Origin of the sequence: Actinacidiphila rubida (assembly GCF_900110255.1) — a bacterium.
GTDB lineage: Bacteria > Actinomycetota > Actinomycetes > Streptomycetales > Streptomycetaceae > Actinacidiphila > Actinacidiphila rubida.
This window is the reverse complement of record NZ_FODD01000018.1, coordinates 128695-150007: the sequence shown is the minus strand read 5'-3', so window position 1 is coordinate 150007 and position 21313 is coordinate 128695. Positions and strand designations below refer to the sequence as shown.

Here is a 21313-nt window from a genome sequence, read left to right as displayed (position 1 = left end):
TCCAGTCAATTGGTCGGGAGTTGTGCGTGGTGCGTCCCCTCGCCCGGAGTCGAACCGGGGCCCTCGGGCGTCCCGGGCGTCCCGGGCCGCCCGGTCTCGGCCTGACCGAGGCACAAGGGGTATGTGGCCACTCCGGCCGAGGGCGGGGATGCGCCGGAGCATGCTCCGCAGTCGGAGGGAACGGCGAACCAGCCCGACGGGACGGGGAGCCGGGCCCAGACCAGCTTCCCCGCCTCCGAGGCGGGGCGGGTGACCCCCCACGCCTCGCTGAGGGCGTCCACCAGGAACAGACCCCTGCCGCGTTCAGCGTCCGAGGAGGCGAGTCCCGGGACCGGCGGGCGGCTGTCCCCGTCCCACACGGCGACCGTCAGATCCCGGCCGGTGAGCCGCAGCAGCAAGCTGCACTCCGCGGAGCAGGGGCTGCCGCCTGGTGGCCTCAGCGGCTTGGTCGCGTGCTGAACAGCGTTGCTCAGAAGCTCGGAGGCGATCAGTAACGCGTCCTCCGTCACCGCATCGCCCACGCGCCAGTCCTTCAGGACCTCGGCCGTGTGCTTCCTGCCCCACCTGACGGCAGATCTCGACGATGTCAGATCGAACCTGCTGCGCAGAGGCTGTTGGCCACAGGCCATCGTTGCCCTCCATGTGCTTTTCCGTGAAGGGAGCGGCGTTTCCCGCTCGCTCCGATCGCTTGCACGCACTACGCAACCGTCTGTGTACCGAGCGCGGTACCGTTGAGGCGGCTTGCGAAGTGGAAAGCGTGGAAAGCCCGTCCACCCGCGGAGAGTGGCAGCATGGCCGAGCACGAGCCGAACCAAGGTCTCCGGGAACTTCTCACTGAGGCGCGTTGGTCCCAGGTCGAGTTGGCCGGCGCGATCAATCGCGCTGCTGCTGAGGCCGGCGTTCCTGCCGCCTGTGACAAGAGCAACGTGAACAAGTGGCTCAGCGGCACGCGCCCGCAGGCCAAGTGGCATCCGTTGATCGTCGAAGCGTTCGCCCGCAGGTTGGGCCGGCCCGTGACTCATGCCGAAGCTGGCCTGCCGGGTTCTGTGGCCGAAACGGGTGCTCTCGCGGTGCTGGCCCTGCCCGGGAACACTGTGGAGGGACTTGTCTCGATCGGGAGGGAAGACATGGACCCCTCGCGCCGCAGGTTCCTCGCCACTTCGCTGTACGCCGCCGCGTTACCGGTGCCGGCCTTCGTCGACCTGGCGGGCCGGGCCCCGGTGCGTGCCGGTGGGCGGACCACGCGGATCGGGGCGGGCGAAGTCGCCACGGTGCGGACGATGACGGATCGGATCGCGGACATCCTCGACGAGCTGGGCGGTGGGCACGCGCGCCCGATGGCCGCGGCGTTCCTGGTGAACACGGTCGCGACGTACCTGCACGCGGACGCCTCGGACGCCGTCAGGAAGAACATGCTCGCGGCCGCGTCCGACCTCGTGTACCTCACGGGGTGGATGGCGATGTACGAGAAGGCCCACGGTCTGGGCCAGCGGTACTACGTGCAGGCGCTGCATCTGGCGGCCGAAGCCGGGGACCACGTGACCTACTGCCGCACGCTCCGCGGAATGGCGCTCCAGGCGGCCAACCTCAAGCAGGGGAAACGGGCCCTGGAACTCGCCGACTCCGCGGCCGAGGCCGCACCGAAGGCGGGCCCCCGCCTGCAGGCGTTCCTCGCCGGACAGCAGGCACAGGGTGCGGCCCTCGTCGGAGACGGACGGCTCGCCTTCTCCCGCCTCGCACAGACGCAGGCCGCGCTCTCACGGGCGGACAACAGGCGCGACACGATCGGCGGTTACGACCAGGCCGCCTACTTCTTCCACGTGTCGAGCGTGCTCCACGCCCTCGGGGACGTGCCGGGATCCATCACCGCCATGCAGGACTCCAACCGGGTGCGACCGCCCGTCGAGAAACAGGGGCGCGCCCACGCCAACGGCCTGCTCGCCCAGCGGCAACTCGAAGTGGGACACCTGGAGGCGTCCTGCGCTACCTGGTCGGCGTTCCTCGACGACTACGAGCACCTCTCCTCGTCCCGCGCGGACGAGCACTTCGGCATTCTGAGACGCCGCCTCCGCCGTCACGTCGGCAACCGCCACGCATGTGAGGTGTACGAGCGCGCCGGGGAGCTGGCGCGGAGGAAGGCCGCCTAGCGAGGGCACACGCGCGGGCGCGGATGCGCTCGCGGCTAGGGCTGGACTCGCCGCGTAGGACTGCTTCCACGGGACGGTCAGGCCGGGGCGTGGTGGGCCAAGGGGGCGTGCGGGTCGTCGCCTTGGGGGGTGTGGTCGGTGTGGACGGTGGCGGCGGTCAGGCGCGGGACCGCGTGGATGAGGGCGTGTTCGGCGGCGACGGCGATGGCGTGGGCCTGGACGACGGTGAGGCGGGGGTCGACGACGATGTCGGCCTCGGCGCGCAGGGCGTGGCCGATCCAGCGCATACGGAGCGGGCCGGTGGCCAGCACGCCGTCGACGGTGCGCAGCGCGGCCTCGGCGGTGTCGACCAGCGCGGGATCCACGGCGTCCATCAGCCGCCGGTAGACCTCGCGGGCCGCGTCCTTGAGGACGAGCAGGATCGCGGCGGTGATGAAGAGGCCGACCACGGGGTCGGCCCACGGCCAGCCGACGGCCACGCCGCCCGCGCCGAGCAGGACGGCGAGGGAGGTGTAGCCGTCGGTGCGGGCGTGCAGGCCGTCGGCGACGAGCGCGGCCGAGCCGATCCGCTGCCCGGTGATCATGCGGTACCGGGCGACCCACTCGTTGCCGACGAAGCCGACGAGGGCGGCGATCGCGACGGCGCCCACGTGGCTGATGCCGTGGGGGTGCAGCAGGCGGTCGACGGACTGGTACGCGGCCAGCGCGGACGACGCGGCGATGGTCAGCACGATGGCGATGCCCGCGAGGTCCTCGGCCCGCCCGTAGCCGTAGGTGTAGCGGCGGGTGGCCGCGCGCCGGCCGAGCAGGAACGCGATCCCCAGCGGCACCGCGGTCAGCGCGTCGGCGCCGTTGTGGACGGTGTCGCCGAGCAGCGCGACCGAGCCCGACGCGACGACGACCACGGCCTGCACGGCCGCGGTCCCCGCGAGGATCGCCAGCGACAGCCACAGCGTCCGCATGCCCTCCCGGGACGCGGCCAGGGCCGCGTCGACACGGTCCGGCCCCTGGTGGCCGTGCGGCCTGACGGCGTGCGGGACCCGGTCACCGACGCGCCGCCGCAGCCGCCCCCGCGATCCGGTGGGGTCCGGGGGCTCCTGCGCGTGCTCGCTGCCGTCCATGGCACCACCATGCCCGCTGGATCGCGTCGCGGCGACGACCGTCCTGCGCGCCGCGACCAGGTGCAGTCAGGTGCAGGAGCGGGCGTCCGCCGACGGCGGCGGACGGCGGCGGGCGGGCGGCGCAGGAACGGCCGCCCGCCGCGAGGCGTCCCAGGTCAGCGCGTTAGGGTCGGCTTCTCGAACACCTTCGCGAAAGGGCGTCATGAACACGGGTACGACGGCGGAGCGGACCGGGCCGGACGGCGTCACGGACTGGTCGCTGCGTTCCGCCGCGCAGGACGACGTCGAGCCCATCGCGGAGCTGCGGGCCGTGGTGATGCGGGCGGACCTGGAACGGCTGGGGCGCTACGACGAGGTGCGGGTCCGGCAGCGGTTCCGCGACGCCTTCTCCCCGGGGGAGACCTGGGTGGTGGAGGCGGAGGGCGCCTTCGCCGGCTGCGTCACCTTCCGCCCGGCGGAGTACGGCCGGTATCTGGAGCACCTCTACCTGGCCCCGCACGTCCAGGGCAGGGGCCTGGGCTCCGCGGTGCTGGCGTCCCTGCTGCGGCGGTCCGACGCCGAGGGCGCGGTGGTGCGGCTCATCGTCTTGCAGGGCAGCGCCGCCCGGCGGCTGTACGAGCGCCACGGGTTCACCGTCGAGAGCGAGGACGCCGTCGACGTCTGGATGGTGCGGCAGCCGGGAGCCGTCCGGCCGCCGGCCGCGTAACCGGCCCCGGCCGGCCCGCTGCCGTTCGGTCCGCGGCCGCTCAGTCCGCGGTGACGCCCCAGTAGCCGATCCGCGCCGGGCGCCCGTCCTCGTACAGGATCGTGCAGTTGCCGGCCGCGCGGTCGGGGAACCCGAAGGGTTCGGTGCCCATCGCGTCGCGCCACTCGGCCTCCGTCGGGCGGCCGGTGGGGGACCAGGCGCGGACCTCCTCGTCGGTGAGGGGGCGCATGAAGGGGCCGTCCGTGGTGTCGGTGGGGCCGATCAGCGCGATCTGGTCCAGCACGGTGCCCGTGCCGCCGGTGAGGATGAACTCCTGCCACTCGGGGTCACGCCACAGCTCGGCCATGGACTGCCCCGTGAACCCCCGGTCGTCCCGGGCCAGTTCCTCGTCCTGGGCCTGACGGAACGCCGCACCCATGTCCTGCTGGTACGGGCCCGTCTGGTGCCATCCGTCGCCGCCCATCGCGAACTCCCCTGCATCCGTTGCCGGTTCGCACCTCGTGCGCGTCCCGGCGTCGCCCGCAGCGTAGGGGCGGGCACCGACAGCGGCGGCGGAGCCGGGCACTCCCGCCGGGCACCGGCCGCCCGCCCGGCGGGGGGGAATGCCGGCGCACCCGGCGGCGTAGAACTACCGCGCCGCCGCGAGCAGCTTCTCCACCTGCCCGAACTCGTCGGCGGTGAGCGGTCCGTGGGCCAGCGCGCCCGCGTTCTCCTCGACCTGCGCGAGGGTGCGGAACCCGGGGATCGGCACCGTCGTCGCGCTGCGCGCCCACAGCCAGGCCAGTGCGCCCTGCGCCAGGGTGCGGCCGCCGCCGGTCAGGACGTCGCGGATGCCGTCGATCGCGGCCAGGTACTCGGGGCTGGCGGTGCCGTCGCGGAAGTACGTCATCCACCCGTAGCCCATGCGGCGCACGTCGTTGTCCGCGACCTGGCGGTGGTCGTGGTACTTGCCGCTGAGCAGGCCCATCGCCAGCGGGCCGCGGTTGATCGAGGCCTGCCCGGAGGCCTCGCACACCGCGATCATCGCCGGGTTGTCGTGCAGCACGGACTGGTCGTGCTGGATCGCCGTGCAGTGCGGTGCCTGCGCCGCGAACGCCTCGGCCCTGGCCGGGTCGTCGGTGCTCCAGCCGTACGCACGCAGCGTGCCGGCCGCCACCAGCTCCTCCAGGGTGCCGACCAGGTCGAGCGCCTGCTCCAGCGGGAGGTCGTTGATGTGCAGCTGGTACAGGTCGACGTAGTCGGTGCCCAGCCGGCGCAGCGACCCCTCCAGGCAGCTGCGCAGGAACGCGGGGCTGGGGTCGGAGGCCCCGGTCTCGCGCGTCTCCTCGTCGAAGGTGCCGCCCCACTTGCTGGCGATCACCACCTGGTCGCGCCGGTCGCGGAAGGCGGCGCCGAGCACCTTCTCGCTGTGGCCGGCGCCATAGCTGCTCGCCGTGTCGTAGAAGGTGACGCCGAGGTCGAAGGCGCGGTGCAGCGCCCGCGTGGACTCCGCGTCGTCCACCTCGCCCCAGCCGAACTGCTCGGTGCTGCCGTTGCCGTACGGTCCGCCGATCGCCCAGCAGCCCATGCCGAGGGCGCTGACCTCGATGCCGCTGCGTCCCAGAAGTCGTGTCATGGCGGCCACTGTGGTCTCTGGAGCGCGCTCCAGGTCAAGGTCTCCGTTCCGCGCCGGCCCGCGCCGTGCGAGGGTGGTCGGGTGACGACCTACACCCCGGCGGCCGCGTCCACCCGAAGCGGCTTCAGCCTCGACACGCTGCGCTACTACGAGCGGATCGGCCTGCTCTTCGACATCCGGCGCACGACCGGCGGGCAGCGCGTCTTCACCGAGGACGACCTGGACTGGCTCGGCGTGCTGCGCTGCCTGCGGGACACCGGCATGCCCATCGCCGACATGCGCCGTTACGCCGAGCTGGCCCGGGACGGCGAGACGACCTACGGCGAGCGGCTGCGGGTGCTGCGCGAGCACGCGGTCGAACTGAGCGGGCACATCGCGACGCTGCTGGACCAGCAGGAGCACCTGCACGCCAAGATCCGCTGGTACGAGCAGCAGGCGGAGGCGGAGCGGGACCCGCACGCGATGGCCGCGGCCCGGCCCACCGCGTAGCGCACGGCGGCCCGGCGCCCGGACCGCGGCCGCGCCCACCGTCCGCGAAAACCGTGTGACCCTCCCGCGGCGGCGGGGTTAGCGTGGCCGCCCATGAGCGATGACGATCTTCCGCCGCGCCTGACCCGGCTGACCTTCCACGGCCCGCTCTCCGACGCCCGCGCGGCCCGCGTCGTCGACCGGCTGGCCCGCACCGCGCCGCGCACCGTCCTCGACATCGGCTGCGGCTGGGGCGAGGTGATGCTGCGCCTCCTGGAGGCCGTGCCCGCGGCCACCGGGGTGGGGCTCGACCTCAACGGCGAGGACCTCGCCCGGGGGCGGGCCGCCGCTGCCGCGCGCGGCCTGGACGGGCGGGTGGAGTTCGCCGAGGAGTCCGGCCTGGACGCGGCGGAACACGGCCGCGGCCCCGCCGACGTCGTGCTGTGCCTGGGGGCGAGCCACGCCCTCACGAAGGAGGAGCCGCCCGCCCACACGGCCGCGGCGCTCGCCGCGCTGCGCCGCCTCGTCGCCCCCGGCGGCCGCGTCGTGCTGGGCGAGGGCTACTGGCAGCGTCCGCCGACCCGCGCGGAACTGGCCGCCATGTGGCCCGGCGCGCACGCCGGTGAACTCCCCGGCCTGGCCGGGCTCGTGGACCTCGCCGTCGCCGCCGGCTTCCGCCCCGGCTGGGTCGAGGCGGCGGACGGTAGCGAGTGGGACGACTTCGAGTCCGGCTACCTCGCGGACGCCGAGGAGTGGCTGGCCGCCCACCCCGGCCACCCGCGTGCCGAGGAGATCCGCGACCGCACCGACCGCCACCGCGCCTCCTACCTGCGCGGCTACCGCGGCGTCCTCGGCCTCGCCTACCTCACGCTGATCCCGGTGCCGGTGCCGGTGCCGGTGCCGGTGCCGGTGTCCTGACGGGCCGTTCGCCTTGAAGCCGGCCCGCGGCGCGGCCCGCGGTGCGTCACCTCGGTGCGACTCGGCGGTGCGGTCGCGGACGGCGTGGTGACGCGGCGGGGATGCGTTTGCCGAATGCGTTTGCCCCGGGCGCACCCCTCGGGTTTGCTGCACGGATGACCGAACTGCGCACCGATCGCCTCGTCCTCCGCCGCTGGCGCGACACCGACCTCGCACCGTGGGCGGCGATGAACGCCGATCCCGAGGTCCGCGAGCATCTGGGCGAGGTCATGACCCGCGAGCAGAGCGACGCCTCCGTGGCCCTGTTCCTGGAGGAGTTCGACCGGCGGGGTTACGGGTGGTGGGCGGTCGAGGTGCTGTCCACCGGCGAGTTCGCCGGCTTCGCGGGCCTGGACGAGGTGGACGACGAGATGCCGTTCAGCGGCGTGGAGATCGGCTGGCGGCTCGCCCGCCCGGCCTGGGGCCACGGCTACGCGACGGAGGCCGCCCGGGCGGTGCTGGCCCACGGCTTCGACGTCCTCGGCCTTCCCGAGATCCTCGCGATCACCACGGCCACCAACGTCCGCTCCCAGGCGGTGATGCGCCGCATCGGCATGACCCGCGACCCCGACGGCGACTTCGACGACCCCTCCGCCCCCGCGGGCCCGCTGCGCCCGAACGTCCTGTTCCGCATCACCCCCGCGACGCGCTCCTGACGGGTGTGCGGAGTTCCGCGACGACGGCGGCGTGGTCGGAGGGCCAGACGCCGCCGACCGGACCGTCCCCGGCGCGCCGCACCGAGCGGACCGCGCCGAGGCCGTCGGGACCCGGCATTCCCACGTGGATGTAGTCGACGCGGGCGCTCGGTTCGAACCCCGCGGCCACGTACGGGTTGGCCCGGTCCCACGTCGCGGACGGCTGCGCGGGGTCCGCGTACTCCCACGCGTCGAGGAGGACCTGGCCGGGCACGGCCGGCGCGGTCTTGTAGCCGCCGAACCGCCGGACCTCGTCGGAGTCCGGCCAGGCGTTGAAGTCGCCGGTGACCACCGGCGGGAAGTCGGTGCCGCCGCGGTGCGCGGCCACGAAACCGGCGAGCACGCCGACCTGCCGGCAGCGCACCGCCGACGCGTCGGGCATGGAGGTGAGGTGCGTGGTGAAGAACGGCACCGGGTGCCCGGGGGCGTCGATGCGGGCGTGCAGGGCCAGCCGGCCGTCGTCCTCGCCCGGCGGCGCCGGGAGTTGGACGACCTCGCGCCCGGTGACGGGCCAGCGGCTGAGCACGGCGTTGCCGAAGTCCACCGACGGGTCGGCGATCCGGCGCCGCCAGGGGCCCGGCGCGCGGGTGGCGGCCCAGGTCCAGTGCAGGCCGAGTTCGGAGGCGAGCCACCCGGCGAGGTTCTCGCCGTCGCGGGCCCACACCTCCTGGAGACCGACGATGTCGGGGTCGAGGTCGGCGAGCGCGGCGAGGACGGCCTTGCGGCGTTCCTCCCACGGGCCGAAGCGCCCCCACAGGTTCCACGTCAGCACGCGCACGGTGTCCGTCCTCTCCCCCCGCCGGCCCGGTCCGCCCCGCCCGGCCGGACGTCCCGGGTCTCGGGCCGTCCGCTCGCGCCAGTCTCCGTCAGTTCCTGCCGTCGAGGAAGGCCAGCACCCGGGAGGTGAGGAGAGCGGTGGCCCCGGGGTCGTAGTCGCCGAGGCCGGAGTCGGCGAACAGGTGGCCGGAGCCGGGGTAGAGGAAGAGCTCGGCGGCGTCGGGGGCGCTCGCCACGAGCGCGCGGGCGGCGTCGATGTCGCCCTCGTCGACGAACGACGGGTCGTGGTCCATCGAGTGGATCTGCACCGGCACGGACGCCGGCCAGTCGCCGCCGAACTCCGAGGTGGGGACGCAGGAGTGGAAGAACAGCGCGCCCCTGACACCCGGCCGGGTCTGCGCCAGCAGCTGGGCCGGCAGCACGCCGAGGGAGAAGCCGGCCGTCACGATGCCCGCGGGCAGGCCCTCCGCCGCGGCCTTCCCGCGCTCCAGGATCGTGCCGAAGCCCGTTTCCCGGGCGAAGCCCACGCCCTCCTCCAGGTCGTCGAACGTCCGCCCCTCGTACAGGTCGGGGACGTGCACGGTGTGCCCGGCCCCGCGCAGGCCGTCGGCGAACTCCTGGACGCCGTCCGTCAGTCCCTGGGCGTGGTGGAACAGCAGTACCTCAGCCATGGCTCTCCTCAGCGGCCCGCCGGGGCCGCGGCCGGTCGGTGCGGACGCGTGACGACGTGTCACGGAGCCCAGTGCGGCCCCGTGCTCGGCACCGGGCCCCGCGGCCACGAGTATGGCCGCACCCACTGACAGTCCCGTCCCGCCGCCGTCACCCCGCGCGCCGCCCGCCCCCACCGGGCCCGCGCCGCGGCCGCGTCCGCTACCCGCCGTGCCAGGAGCGCCAGAGGGCCGCGTAGGTGCCGCCGGCCGCCACCAGGGCGTCGTGGGTGCCGAGTTCGGTGACGGTGCCGCCGGACATCACCGCGATGCGGTCCGCGTCGTGCGCCGTCTGGAGGCGGTGGGCCACGGCGATGACGGTACGGCCCCGCAACGCGGCGGCCAGCGCCCGCTCGGTGCTGCGCGCGGTCGCGGGGTCGAGCAGGGCGGTGGCCTCGTCGAGGATCAGGGTGTGCGGGTCGGCGAGGATCACCCGGGCCAGGGAGAGCTGCTGGGCCTGCGGGCCGTCGAGGTCGGGCACGGCGTCGAGGTCCGCCGCCCACGCGCCGGCGCCGACCGCGTCGAGCGCGGCGCGCAGTTCGTCGTCGTCGGCACCGTCCCGGCTCAGCAGCAGGTTGGCCCGCAGGGTGTCGTGGAAGACGTGGTGGTCCTGGGTGACCAGGACGATCTGGCGGCGCAGCCGCTCGGGCGGCAGGTCGGCGACGGGCACGCCGCCGACGGTGACGGTGCCGGTGCGCGGCCGGTCGACGCCCGCCAGCAGCCGGCCCAGCGTGGACTTGCCCGCGCCCGACGTGCCGACGACCGCGAGCCGTTCGCCGGGCCGCACGTCGAGGTCCACGCCGTGCAGGACGTCGGCGCCGCCGAGGTAGGCGTACCGCACGCCGCTGACCACGATCCGGTCGCCGTCCGGCCGCCGCGCCGCGGGGACGCCCGCGCCGTCCGCCGCGGGCCCGTCCGGTTCCGTGACCGCGCCGAGCCCCTCGATCCGCGCGAACCGCGCCGCGCTGCTCTGCACCTGCTCGACCCACCACAGGATCGCGCTCAGCGGTTCGACCAGCTGCTGGAAGTAGACGGCGGCGGCGACCACCGCGCCCAGCCCCACCGACCCGCGGTCGTAGAGGACGGCGCCGACGGCCAGCACGCCCACGACGGGCAGCGTGGTGGCCATGTCGGCGCTCGGGAACAGCACCGAGCGCAGCCACAGGGTGTGCAGCCGGGCGCGGCGGGTCTCGGCGATCGCCGCGTCCGAGGCGTCGATCCGCTGCCGCCGCAGCCGCAGCGCTTCGACCGTGCGGGCGCCCGCGACCGTGGTGGCCAGGGTGTCGGCCAGCTCCGCGCTCGCCGCACCCTCGGCGAGGTAGCCGGACCGCGCGCGCCTCAGGTACCAGCGCAGGGCGACGGAGACGACGGCCAGGCACGCCAGGCCGCACACCCCGAGCAGCGGGTCGAGCAACAGCACCGCGACGACGATGAACAGGCAGCGCAGGCCGCCGACGATCATCTGCGGGGCCACGTTGCGCAGAGTGGCCGCGACCTGGTCCACGTCGGCGGTGCCCCGCGCGGCCAGGTCCCCGGCCGGGGCGTGCTCGACGACCGCGGCCGGCAGCGCGAGGGTGCGCTCGGCGAACCGCTCGCGGACCCGCGCCGCCGCGCGCTCGCCGAACCGCGCGCCGGTGTACAGCGCGTACCGCGACAGCAGCGTCTGGGCGACGGTCGCGGCGACGATGAACAGGGCGAGCCGGTCGACGGTGTGCACGGCGGCGGACCCGGTGGACTTCCTGACGGTGTCGATGATCGAGCCGAGCAGCCAGGGCGCGACGAGGCCGGCGGCCGCGGCGAGCACGTTCAGCGCGATCATGACGGTGAACGCGCCCTTGTCCGCGGCGACTTCGCCGAGCGCCGCGCGGCGGACCCGGTCCCGGCCGGCGACCGGCAGCGGAGTCGTCATCGAGGGGCCTCCTCGTCGGCGCCGGTGTCCCGGGCGACCAGGGCCCGGTAGGCGGGGGCGGTGCGCAGCAGTTCGCGGTGCGGGCCGGCTGCCGCCACGCGCCCGTCGACGAGGTGCAGCACGGTGTCGGCGTGTTCCAGGACGAGCGGCGACGTGGTGGCGACGACCGTGGTCAGGCCCTCGCGCGCGGCCCGCAGCCGGACCGCCATCTCCGCCTCGGTGAGCGCGTCGACCGCGGACGTCGGCTCGACCGCGAGCAGCACCTCGGGCGCGGCGTGGACCGCCCGCGCCAGGCGCAGCCGCTGCCGCTGGCCGCCGGACAGGTTCGCGGCCCGCGCGGTCAGCCGGCCCTCCAGCCCGCCGGGCATCGCGGCGACCACGTCGTCCGCCACCGCCACCCGGATCGCCGCGCGCACCGCGGCACCGCCGTCGTCGGCGGGGTCCGGTGCGGGCCGGCCGGTGACGGCCTCCCGCAGCGTGGTGCCGAACAGGGCGGCGTCGTTGTCGGCGAGCAGGACGCGGGCGCGGACCTCGGCGAGCGGCACGTCGGCGAGGGGCACCGGCCCCCAGGCGGCGGCGGACGGGGTGAAGCGGGCCAGGCGGTCCAGGACGGCGGCGGCGTCGGCGGGCCGCGCGGCGGCCAGCGCGGTGAAGGCGCCCGGGACGACGACGACCTCGGAGGCGGGATCGGCCAGGACGGCGGGTCCTCCGGGCGCGGGCACCGGGCGGGCGCGGTCCTGGTGCCGCGGGGTCAGCGACAGGAACGCGACGATCCGGCGTGCGGCGACCAGGCCGCGGGCGAGGTCGATGGTGCCCTCGATGAAGAACCCGACCGGGACCACGAGCATGGCGGTGTAGCCGTACACCGCGACGAGGTCGCCGATCCGGATCGTGCCCTGTGCCGCCATGCGCGCGCCGAGCCAGGTGACCAGGGCCAGGAACAGCGCGGGCAGCCCGGTCGCCAGCGCCCCGACCCAGCTGGTGGCGGCGCCCACCTGGTAGCCCTGGTCGCGCAGGGCACGGGACCGCTCGGCGTAGCGCCGGGCGTACACGTCCTTGCCGCCGAGCCCGCCCAGCACGCGCAGGCCGCCCACCACGTCGACCAGCAGGCCGGTCAACTCGCCCTGCTGCTGCCGGTACGCGGCGCCGGCGTGCCGCAGCCTGCGCTGCAGCGGCCCGACGGTGAGCGCCACCAGCGGCACGCCGGCCAGCACGACCACGGCGAGCAGCGGTGAGATCGACAGCAGCAGGACCGCGACGACCGCGTACCCGATGACCGAGCCGACGCCCGGCCCGGTCACCGTCATCGTGTCGGCGGCGACGTACACGTCGCTCATGCCGATCGTGACGACCTCGCCGGCCGCGGTGTGGCGGCGCAGGGCGTCGCCCAGGCCGGTGGCCTGGTGCACGGTGGCCCGTACGGTGCGGACGGCCGCGTCCAGCCGCACGCGGGTCATCGTGCGGTGCCGCCAGATGCTCAGCGCCGCGTTCAGCGCGCCGGCCGCGAGCAGCGCGCCGGTCCAGCCGAGCAGCGCGCCGGTGTCGTGGGCCCGCAGGCCGTCGTCGACGGCGCGCGACAGCAGGTACGGGGGCAGGGTGAGGCCGACCGTCCACAGGGTGCCGAGTGTCGCGCCCGCCGCGATCCGGCCGCGCTGGCTGACCACCAGCCACCACAGGAAGCGGGCGGGCGAACGCAGGGCCGCCGGGCCGGGCGGGGTGAAGGGCACGGACGGGGCGGGAGGAGCGGAAGGAGCGGGAGGAGCCGCCGCCGGTATCGCCGGGCCGGCGGGATCGGCCGCGTCCGCCGGCTGCCGTGTCATCGCGCGCCCCGGCTCACTGCTCCCGGTGGACCTTGTAGTTGGACGCCTGCGCGCGCGGCCGCAGTACCAGCAGGTCGACGTTGACGTGGGAGGGGCGGGTCACCGCCCACGCGACGGTGTCGGCGACGTCGTCCGCGGTGAGCGGCTCGGCGACGCCCGTGTACACGGACGCGGCGCGGTCGGCGTCGCCGCGGAAGCGGGTGAGCGCGAACTCCTCGGTCTTCACCATGCCGGGCGCGATCTCGATCACCCGGACGGGCAGGCCGTTGAGCTCCAGCCGCAGGGTCTCGGCGATGACGTGCACGCCGTGCTTGGCCGCCACGTATCCGCCGCCGCCCTCGTAGGTGGCCAGGCCCGCCGTGGAGGACATCAGCACGACCGTGGCGTCGCCGGAGGCGGTCAGCGCGGGCAGCAGGGCCTGGGTGACGTTGAGCATGCCCAGGACGTTGACCTCGTACATCGTGCGCCAGTCGGCCGGGTCGGCGGTCGCGACGGTCTCGGTGCCGATCGCGCCGCCCGCGTTGTTGACGAGCACGTGGCACTCGGCGAGGGCGGCGGCGAAGGCGTCCACCGCGGCCCGGTCGGTGACGTCCAGGGCGTGGACGGCGACGCTGTGGCCGGCCTCGGTCAGTTCGGCGGCGAGCGCCTCCAGGCGCTCGGTGCGGCGGGCGGTGAGCACGACGTGGAACCCTGCCTCGGCGAGCCTGCGGGCGGTGGCGGCGCCGATGCCGCTGCTGGCACCGGTGACCACGGCGGTGCGGGGGCTGGGGCTGCTCATGGCGTGCTGCCTTTCGCGGAGGACGATCGTGACCTGCTCCGCAGCATATGCGGCGGGCTCCGGCCGCCTCCGTACGGTCCGGGATGCGGGCCGCCGTCCGGAACGGGGGCGCTCGGCGGGGCCGCTCAGCGGTGGCCGCCGCTCCGGCGTCGGTGGCGGGTGGCCGGTGGCGGGTGGCCCGGACCGGGCGGCCCGCGTCAGGCCGCCGCGGCCTCGGCTTTCAGCGCCCGCAGCATCACCCGCTGGTCGAAGGCGAGCAGCGCCACGGTCGTGGCGCACATCACGACGGCGAAGCAGACGTGCGCGACGCCCGAGGTGGCCCCCATGCCGATCGCGGACAGCGCCGCGTGCACCCCGAACCGCAGGGCGATCAGGCCGACCGCGAGCTTGCGGGTCCGCCGGCCCTTGAGGATCGCCTTGGCCGTCTTCAGCCGGCCGCGCAGCACCGTGCGGGCCAGCACCAGGTTCACCGGGATCCCGACGGCCAGGACGATCCAGCCGTAGGGGCTGGACTTGATCACGTCGTAGGAGGCGCCCATCAGGCCCTCGAACGCGAAGAACCACACGGGGACCGGCGCGAAGGCCGGGCCGTCCGGGGCGGCGGGCCCGGTGGGAGGCGCGGGGAGGACCGGGGTGGCGGTCCCGGTGCCGGCCCGGGTCGCGGCGGGAGCCGGAGTCGCGGTGGGTGCCTCGGTGAGTGCCATGGCAGGAGTCTCGCGGCCGCGGGCCGGTCCCCGGCAGAGCCGGAAATCCGCACTCCCGCATGACAGATGTCACCGCTCAGGCATGACGCTCCCCGGCGACCCCGCGTCCGGCCGCCGTCTTCGGTCACCGCCTCCGGCCGCCGCGGTCGGGCCGGGTGCGGCAGGTGAGGGCAGATCGGCGCCCGCCGCGCGGGCGGCGGCCATCACCGTGTGCCGCAGCAGCAGGGCCGTGGTGATCGGGCCGACCCCGCCCGGCACGGGAGACAGCGCCGCCTTGGCGCCCACCTCGGCGGCGGCCACGTCACCGACCAGGCCGCCGTCCTCGGTCGCGTTGGTGCCGACGTCCACCACCACCGCGCCCTCCCGGACATGGGCGGCGGTGATCAGGCCGGGGCGGCCGGCGGCGGCGACCACGACGTCCGCCCGGCTGGTGACGCCGGCGAGGTCGGGCGTCCGCGAATGGCACACGGTGACGGTCGCGTCGCGGTCCAGCAGCAGGTGCGCGAGCGGCTTGCCGACGACGGTGGACCGCCCGACGACCGCGGCGGTGCGGCCGCCCAGCCGCACGTCGTGCGCGTCGAGCAGTTCGACCACGGCCTCCGCGGTGGCGGGGGCGAAGGCCGGGAGCCCGGCGGCCAGCCGGCCGAGGCTCGACGGGTTCGCGCCGTCGACGTCCTTCTCCGGCGCGATGGCGCCCGCCAGGTCCGCGGCGACGGCACCGGGCGGCAGCGGCGTCTGCAGGATGATCCCGTGCACCCGCGGGTCGGTGCTCAGGCCGGCCAGCGTCTCGCGCACCCGCTCGGGTGCCGCGTCCGCGGGCAGCACGACGGTGTCGCAGGCCACGCCGGTCTTCGCGGCCGCCCGGGCGAGCGACCGCACGTACCAGGCCGTCGACTCGTCCTCGGTCGCCACGACCACCGCCAGGCGCGCCGCCAACTCGGCGGCGCCGGCGGTCACTTCCGCGCGGATCCGGGCGGCGCGCGCCGCCCCGGTCAGGCTCGGCCCTATCGCGGGCACGGTCATCGGTGGTCTCCCTCTGCCGCCATCGGCGGTGCCCGCCTACGGGCGGGCCGTGCGGTTCCGTTCGGGGCGCGCCGGCCGGCCCGGGTTCGCGTCGGCGCCGGCGGTCAGCGGGCGATCTGCCGGCGGACGGCGGCGGTGACGGCCTCGGCACGCGAGGCGATCACGTCCACCTCCGCGGTGGTCGCGGCGAGGTCCGCGCGGTCCGCCTCGTCCCTGATGCCGGCGAGGTTGATCTCCACGTTGACGCGGGCGGTGGTGGCCGCGGCCCGCGCCGCCTCCGTGGCGGCGGCGATGTCCGTGACGACGCTGGGGTTCGCGATCGGCAGCAGGGCCTCGGCGAGCCCGACGACCGCGGCCGCGGCCGCGACGACCTCGGCGGGCGGGCGGGCCGCGCCCGCCAGCGCCAGGGCGATGGCCTGCGAACGCAGCGCCTTCTGCGCGTCGTCGGCCCGCGGCAGCCCGTACGCGTCGGCGACCGCGCCGAACGCCTGGGTGTCGTCCTCGGCCAACTGCAGCGCCCGCGCGCGCAGTTCGTCGGCGGCGAGGGTGATCCGCTCGATCTCGTCGGCGTGCGAGCCGTACTTCTCGCCCGTGGTGTAGCGGGCGACCATGCCCAGCAGCGCGGCACCCTGGGCGGCGTGCAGCGCGGCGGCCGCGCCGCCGCCGGGGGCCGGCTCGCGGGCGGCGAGACGTTCCAGATAGCCGCCGATGGTCTGGTCGTGCACCTGGTTCCGCCTTTCCGCGCCGGCCGTTTCCGCGCCATGCTCCCATGACCGGCGCCTCGTCCGGCCGGTGACCCGCGATCACCGCGCGGCGTTCCGCCCGCGAGGTGCGCATTCGGGTGCGCGGGACGTGCCGCCGGACTGCCGCCGGTCTCCCGACGGTCTTCCGCCGGACTTCCGCGGGGCACCTCGCGCTCCGCGCCGACCGCTCGGGTGCGGGGCGGCATCGCCCGCGCCGCCGGGGAACCCGGAAATGAAGCGTTCGTGAAATCCCGTGAGGGCCTGGAAAGACGGAAACCCGCGGTACCGGAGGGCCTTTCCGGAAATCGCGCGCACGGTCATTTCGGGGCCCGGAGAGCCGTAGTCGCGTGTGCGTGCCGTTGCGGTGATCCGCCAGAGGGAAACCGCGGGGAAGCGGGAGGAACCGCGGGGAAGCGGGGAAATCGGGAGGAACTGGCAGGATTCAGGGGAAGTCCGGGAAGCGGACGCGGGGCGAAGGGGCCGGGTTACGGCCAGACCAGGCAGTAGAGCTGGTGGCCCGACTCCTCGCAGCGGCGGGCGAAATCCTGCCATTCGTGGAGCATCTGGTAGATCAGGAACGCGTCCCGGGGGCCGCGCCGGTCGGGGACCGTGGACCAGATGAAGGCCGCGGCGCCCAGGGACTCCTCGTTGGCCTTGCGCAGCGGCTCCACGACGGAGGCGGGCAGCCGGACCACGGCGTAGTCGGGGTGGAGCACCACGAGTTCGAGCGGCGGCACCTTCGACGGCGGTATGCCCTCGATGCCGGTGAGCACCATGGCGGCCATCGTCTCCGGCTTGACCTTGGTGTACATGCCCTGGCCGAGTTCGTCGCCGCCGAGTTCCTCGGGCCGCATGGAGATCGGGACGCGTGCCGCAGTGGCACCGTCGGGCGCGCCGAAGTACTTGTAGGTCACCCCCACTCGGCCACCCCTGCTCCTGCCTTCTGCGGTCGGTCCTGCGGTCGATCGGCCTGCCTGCGCGGGCTGTTCGCGCTGTGTGCCGTGGTGCTCGTGGTGCTCTTGATCGCGGTCTTCGGTGCTGCGGTCCTCCGGTGTGTGCCGGTCCTGCGGCGCGCGGCGGCGCCTGCCCGTGGGGCGCGGGTGTTCCGGGTCGCGATCGCCCGACCCCTCACCCCGTCCGCCACCACGCTGCTGCATTCCACTACCCGACCATCTGCTGACCCAACCATGCAACCCGATCATCGTCTCAGATGCACGGTTGAGACGTTACGGCGCAACGCCCGGCATTTGAGAGCATGTCCGCGTGAGCAATCCCCTGAGCTATCCGTACGAAGCACCAGTGTCCCAGGAACTCTTCGACCGCGCGGCGGCCGTGACGCCAGGAGGCGTGAACTCCCCGGTGCGGGCGTTCCGAGCCGTGGGCGGTACGCCCCGTTTCATGGTGTCCGGTGCCGGTGCGTACCTCACCGACGCCGACGGCCGGGAGTACGTCGACCTCGTCTGCTCGTGGGGCCCGATGATCCTCGGCCACGCCCACCCGGAGGTGATCGCGGCCGTGCAGGCCGCGGTGGCCCGCGGCACGTCGTTCGGCACGCCCGGCGAGGGCGAGGTCGCGCTGGCTGAGGCGATGGTGGCCCGCGTCGAGCCGCTGGACCAGGTGCGCCTGGTGTCGTCCGGCACCGAGGCCACGATGTCCGCGATCCGCCTGGCCCGCGGCTTCACCGGCCGCACCAAGGTCGTGAAGTTCGCCGGGTGTTACCACGGTCACGTCGACGCCCTGCTGGTGGCCGCCGGTTCCGGCGTTGCCACGTTCGGGTTGCCCGACACCCCCGGGGTGACGGGCGCGCAGGCCGGCGACACGATCGTGCTGCCCTACAACGACATCGAGGCGGTCCGCCGCGCCTTCCTGGCCCACCCCGGGGAGATCGCCTGCGTGATCACCGAGGCGTCGCCCGGCAACATGGGCGTGGTCCCGCCCGGCGACGGCTTCAACGCCGCGCTGCGGCAGCTGTGCGCGGACGACGGCGCGCTGTACGTCTCCGACGAGGTGATGACGGGCTTCCGGGTCAGCAAGGCCGGCTGGTACGGCCTGGACGGCGTGCGGCCCGACCTGATGACCTTCGGCAAGGTCATGGGCGGCGGCTTCCCCGCCGCGGCCTTCGGCGGCCGCGCCGACGTCATGGCGCAGCTCGCGCCCGCCGGTCCCGTCTACCAGGCCGGCACGCTGTCGGGTAACCCGGTCGCGACGGCCGCCGGGCTGGCCCAGTTGCGGCTGCTGGACGACGCGGCGTACGCGGCGGTGGACGCCGTGTCCCGCGAGATCCAGGCCCTGGTGACCGCGGCGCTCGCGAAGGAGGGCGTCGCGCACCGGCTGCAGACGGCGGGCAACATGTTCTCCGTCTTCTTCACGGACCAGGAGGTCCGTGACTTCGAGGACGCGAAGAAGCAGGAGGCGTTCCGCTTCACCGCGTTCTTCCACTCGATGCTGTCGCAGGGCGTCTACCTGCCCCCGTCGGCGTTCGAGTCCTGGTTCGTGTCGACCGCACACGACGAGCGGGCCGTGGCGCGGATCGCCGCCGCACTGCCCGCCGCCGCACGTGCCGCAGCGGAGGCCCACGCATGAGCAGCACCTCGAGAAGCACCGGCAGCGACGGAGGAGCCGGCGGCGCCGGAGACGGCGGCGGCGAGCTGACCGTCGTCCACCTGATGCGCCACGGCGAGGTCCACAACCCCGACGGCGTGCTGTACGGGCGGCAGCCCGGCTACCACCTGTCGGAGCTCGGCCGGAAGATGGCCGACCGGGTCGCCGAGCACCTGGCCGACCGCGACATCCGGTACGTCGTCGCCTCGCCGCTGGAACGCGCCCAGGAGACGGCGGCCCCGGTCGCCGCGGCGCACGGGCTGAAGGTCGCGACCGACGGCCGCCTGATCGAGGCGGAGAACAAGTTCGAGGGCAAGACCTTCGGCGTCGGCGACGGGGCGCTGCGTAAGCCCGCGAACTGGAAGTACCTCACGAACCCGTTCCGGCCGAGCTGGGGTGAGCCGTACGTGGAACAGGTGGTCCGCATGATGGCGGCGCTCGGCGCCGCGAGGGACGCGGCGCGCGGCCACGAGGCGGTGTGCGTCAGCCACCAGCTGCCGATCTGGATCGTGCGCTCCTTCGCCGAGCACCGGCGCCTGTGGCACGACCCGCGCAAGCGGCAGTGCACGCTGGCCAGCCTGACCACGTTCACCTTCCGTGGGGACGAGATCGTGTCGGTGGGCTACAGCGAGCCCGCGCTCGACCTGGTGCCGGCGCACCTGCGTGCCGGCGCGAAGCCCGTGCCGGGGGCGGGCAAGGCCTTCGGGGCGTAGCCGCGCAGCCGCCCGCGGCTACGCTCCGGAGCAGGTGAAGGGGCGCCCTTGGGGCGCCCCTTTCGCATGCGCCTCGGCCTGCGGCCGGCGGGGAGTGGGTCTCGGCGGGTTCGGCACCGCCGGGCCGGCTGTTGCGGGTGGGCAAGGACTTGGCCTCGGGGGCGGGGCGCGCGCGGGGGGTGGGGTCCGTCGGGTGGGGGAGCCGGGGTGGCGGGAGTGAGGGGATTGGGGTGGATTGGGGGGGTGGAGATATGAGGGGATTCATACGGTCAAGGCATGGCCTGGGACTTCGCTCGGATGGTGGAAGACGATCCGCGAACCGGTGATACGGATGGGCTGTCTGGGGGTGCAGCCGAGCAGATTGTCATATTGGACGTAACCATGAGGAACCTGTGAACGTCATCGTGGGTGACCACTCTTCAGTCCGGAGCCGGCCCCCGCGCTGACCACGTAGGGCCGGGACGCCGAGAGACGGGGAACCCCACATGAGCCTCATGAGCCGAAGGGCACTACTGACCACCACCGCCGGGGCCGCCGCGGGGCTGGCCGTCGCCGGGTGCGGCTCGCAGCACGCGGGGAAGGCGGCCGCCCCGCCACCGGCCCGCAAGACCGGCGAGAAGTCCGGCGCGAGCGGCAGCCACCCGGTCGAGAGGTCCGTCACCCTGATCGGCGACGGCTCCACCGCCCACACCGGGGCCCAGCCCAACCAGCCCATCGTCGACCGGCTGCAGCCGGGCCAGGCGCCCCCGCAGTTCGTGATCTTCTCCTGGGACGGCGCCGGCGAGGTCGGCAACGGCCTCTTCCCGCGCTTCCGCAAGCTCGCCGCCGACCACGGTGCCTCGATGACGTTCTTCCTGTCGGGCCTGTACCTGCTGCCGGAGGGCAAGAAGAGCGACTACGCCCCGCCGAACAACGCGCTCGGCGCCAGCGACATCGGCTACCTCACGGACGAGCACATCAAGGCCACGCTGGACAACATCCGGCAGGCGTGGCTGGACGGCCACGAGGTCGGCACCCACTTCAACGGCCACTTCTGCGCCGGCCGCGGCAGCGTCGCGCGCTGGACCGCCGACGACTGGCAGAACGAGATCGAACAGGCGAAACGTTTCGTCACGACCTGGAAGACCCAAACGGGGTGGACCGACCACGACCCGCTGCCGTTCGACTACGAGAGCGAGCTCATCGGCGGCCGCACGCCCTGCCTGCTCGGCCAGGACAACCTGCTGCCCACCGCCGGCGCCCTGGGCTGGCGCTACGACGCCAGCTCGCCCGGCGGCAACCAGATCTGGCCCAGCAAGAAGCAGGGCGTGTGGGACCTGCCGCTGCAGCTCATCCCGTTCCCCGGCCACTCGTTCGAAGTGCTCTCGATGGACTACAACATGCTGGCCAACCAGTCCCACGCGGCCACCAAGTCCGACCCGCGCAACTACCCCGGCTGGCGCTCGCAGGCCACCGCCTCGTACGTGGCCGGCTTCCAGCGCGCGTACGAGACGAACCGGGCGCCGATGTACATCGGCAACCACTTCGAGCAGTGGAACGGCGGCATCTACATGGACGCCGTCGAGGAGGCGTTCAAGCACATCGCGTCGGTCGGCGAGACCAGCAAGGACGTGCGGCTGGTGTCCTTCCGGCAGTTCGTGGACTGGATGGACGCCCAGGACCCGGCCGTGCTGGAGCGGCTGCGTACGCTGGAGGTCGGTGAGAAGCCGCAGGGCGGCTGGGGTGAGTTCCTGGCGGCCTCGGCCACCACGCCGAAGGGTGCCGCCAAGGAGGGTGTGACGGCCGCCACCTGATCCTTACTTGGGGCAATTGCCGCTTTTGGTGTCGGA

21 protein-coding genes are annotated in these 21313 nt (G+C 74.5%); 8 read left to right on the top strand and 13 right to left on the bottom strand.

The features are described 5' to 3' along the window. Positions 1-5 precede the first annotated feature (5 nt). The gene (locus BMW99_RS19360; protein ID WP_069465282.1) at positions 6-629 is read right to left on the bottom strand and encodes an ATP-binding protein; all 624 of its coding nucleotides are present in this window, start codon (positions 627-629) and stop codon (positions 6-8) included. Positions 630-791: 162 nt separating this feature from the next. Between BMW99_RS19360 and BMW99_RS19355 the strand changes: the two genes are divergently transcribed. Further along, positions 792-2147 (top strand): hypothetical protein, encoded by a 1356-nt coding sequence (locus BMW99_RS19355; RefSeq protein WP_069465283.1) that lies wholly within the window; start codon positions 792-794, stop codon positions 2145-2147. A 77-nt stretch (positions 2148-2224) separates the two neighbouring features. On the opposite strand, the gene BMW99_RS19350 is transcribed toward BMW99_RS19355, so the two are convergent. Then, complete coding sequence (locus BMW99_RS19350) at positions 2225-3268, bottom strand: cation diffusion facilitator family transporter (RefSeq protein WP_069465284.1); 1044 nt, start codon at positions 3266-3268, stop codon at positions 2225-2227. A gap of 202 nt (positions 3269-3470) precedes the next feature. On the opposite strand from BMW99_RS19350, the gene BMW99_RS19345 reads away from it, so the two are divergent. Beyond that, entirely contained in the window at positions 3471-3974 is a 504-nt protein-coding gene (locus tag BMW99_RS19345; RefSeq protein WP_069465285.1) for a GNAT family N-acetyltransferase, read from the top strand. 40 nt (positions 3975-4014) lie between these two features. Here the strand turns inward: BMW99_RS19345 and BMW99_RS19340 are convergent, their stop codons facing one another. Together BMW99_RS19340 and BMW99_RS19335 are read right to left on the bottom strand one after the other, a co-directional pair. Further along, on the bottom strand, positions 4015-4437 hold the full coding sequence (locus BMW99_RS19340) for a hypothetical protein (protein ID WP_069465286.1): 423 nt from the start codon (positions 4435-4437) through the stop codon (positions 4015-4017). Positions 4438-4602: 165 nt separating this feature from the next. After that, a complete protein-coding gene (locus BMW99_RS19335; protein WP_069465292.1) occupies positions 4603-5589 on the bottom strand; it encodes an aldo/keto reductase in 987 nt (328 codons plus the stop codon). Positions 5590-5670: 81 nt separating this feature from the next. Here BMW99_RS19335 and BMW99_RS19330 point away from each other — a divergent pair, with 81 nt between their 5' ends. From BMW99_RS19330 to BMW99_RS19320, 3 genes are all read left to right on the top strand, one after another. Continuing rightward, complete coding sequence (locus BMW99_RS19330) at positions 5671-6078, top strand: MerR family transcriptional regulator (RefSeq protein WP_069465287.1); 408 nt, start codon at positions 5671-5673, stop codon at positions 6076-6078. A 93-nt stretch (positions 6079-6171) separates the two neighbouring features. Continuing rightward, positions 6172-6975: an SAM-dependent methyltransferase gene (locus BMW99_RS19325; protein ID WP_069465288.1), complete on the top strand. Its 804-nt coding sequence runs from the start codon at positions 6172-6174 to the stop codon at positions 6973-6975. 155 nt (positions 6976-7130) lie between these two features. Further along, positions 7131-7670, top strand: coding sequence for a GNAT family N-acetyltransferase (locus BMW99_RS19320; protein ID WP_075017218.1), 540 nt, complete (start codon positions 7131-7133; stop codon positions 7668-7670). Here BMW99_RS19320 and BMW99_RS19315 read toward each other — a convergent pair. From BMW99_RS19315 to BMW99_RS42160, 9 genes are all read right to left on the bottom strand, one after another. After that, positions 7648-8487: an endonuclease/exonuclease/phosphatase family protein gene (locus BMW99_RS19315; RefSeq protein WP_069467716.1), complete on the bottom strand. Its 840-nt coding sequence runs from the start codon at positions 8485-8487 to the stop codon at positions 7648-7650. The genes BMW99_RS19320 and BMW99_RS19315 overlap by 23 nt on opposite strands. Positions 8488-8575: 88 nt before the next feature. Further along, complete coding sequence (locus BMW99_RS19310; RefSeq protein WP_069467717.1) at positions 8576-9157, bottom strand: dienelactone hydrolase family protein; 582 nt, start codon at positions 9155-9157, stop codon at positions 8576-8578. Between the two features lie 199 nt (positions 9158-9356). Next, on the bottom strand, positions 9357-11102 hold the full coding sequence (locus BMW99_RS19305; protein ID WP_075017217.1) for an ABC transporter ATP-binding protein: 1746 nt from the start codon (positions 11100-11102) through the stop codon (positions 9357-9359). Further along, complete coding sequence (locus BMW99_RS19300) at positions 11099-12829, bottom strand: ABC transporter transmembrane domain-containing protein (protein WP_075017231.1); 1731 nt, start codon at positions 12827-12829, stop codon at positions 11099-11101. Before BMW99_RS19300 ends, BMW99_RS19305 begins: the two co-directional genes overlap by 4 nt. A gap of 106 nt (positions 12830-12935) precedes the next feature. Then, complete coding sequence (locus BMW99_RS19295; protein WP_075017216.1) at positions 12936-13700, bottom strand: SDR family NAD(P)-dependent oxidoreductase; 765 nt, start codon at positions 13698-13700, stop codon at positions 12936-12938. A 197-nt stretch (positions 13701-13897) separates the two neighbouring features. Next, positions 13898-14404 (bottom strand): hypothetical protein, encoded by a 507-nt coding sequence (locus tag BMW99_RS19290; protein WP_245791538.1) that lies wholly within the window; start codon positions 14402-14404, stop codon positions 13898-13900. Between the two features lie 69 nt (positions 14405-14473). Continuing rightward, positions 14474-15427 (bottom strand): bifunctional 5,10-methylenetetrahydrofolate dehydrogenase/5,10-methenyltetrahydrofolate cyclohydrolase, encoded by a 954-nt coding sequence (locus BMW99_RS19285; RefSeq protein ID WP_079176114.1) that lies wholly within the window; start codon positions 15425-15427, stop codon positions 14474-14476. 104 nt (positions 15428-15531) lie between these two features. After that, on the bottom strand, positions 15532-16152 hold the full coding sequence (locus BMW99_RS19280) for a cyclodeaminase/cyclohydrolase family protein (protein ID WP_075017215.1): 621 nt from the start codon (positions 16150-16152) through the stop codon (positions 15532-15534). Between the two features lie 503 nt (positions 16153-16655). After that, positions 16656-17327 carry a hypothetical protein gene (locus BMW99_RS42160; RefSeq protein ID WP_245791537.1) on the bottom strand — a complete coding sequence of 224 codons (672 nt, stop codon included), beginning with the start codon at positions 17325-17327 and terminating at the stop codon, positions 16656-16658. Positions 17328-17445: 118 nt separating this feature from the next. Between BMW99_RS42160 and hemL the strand changes: the two genes are divergently transcribed. The 3 genes from hemL to BMW99_RS19260 all read left to right on the top strand — a co-directional run bounded on the left by hemL (position 17446) and on the right by BMW99_RS19260 (position 21277). Then, complete coding sequence (gene hemL / locus BMW99_RS19270; protein WP_069462950.1) at positions 17446-18753, top strand: glutamate-1-semialdehyde 2,1-aminomutase; 1308 nt, start codon at positions 17446-17448, stop codon at positions 18751-18753. Positions 18754-18836: 83 nt separating this feature from the next. After that, the gene (locus BMW99_RS19265) at positions 18837-19484 is read left to right on the top strand and encodes a histidine phosphatase family protein (RefSeq protein WP_075017228.1); all 648 of its coding nucleotides are present in this window, start codon (positions 18837-18839) and stop codon (positions 19482-19484) included. A gap of 485 nt (positions 19485-19969) precedes the next feature. Continuing rightward, positions 19970-21277, top strand: a complete 1308-nt coding sequence (locus BMW99_RS19260) for a polysaccharide deacetylase family protein (protein ID WP_075017214.1) — start codon at positions 19970-19972, stop codon at positions 21275-21277. The last annotated feature ends 36 nt before the right edge of the window (positions 21278-21313 follow it).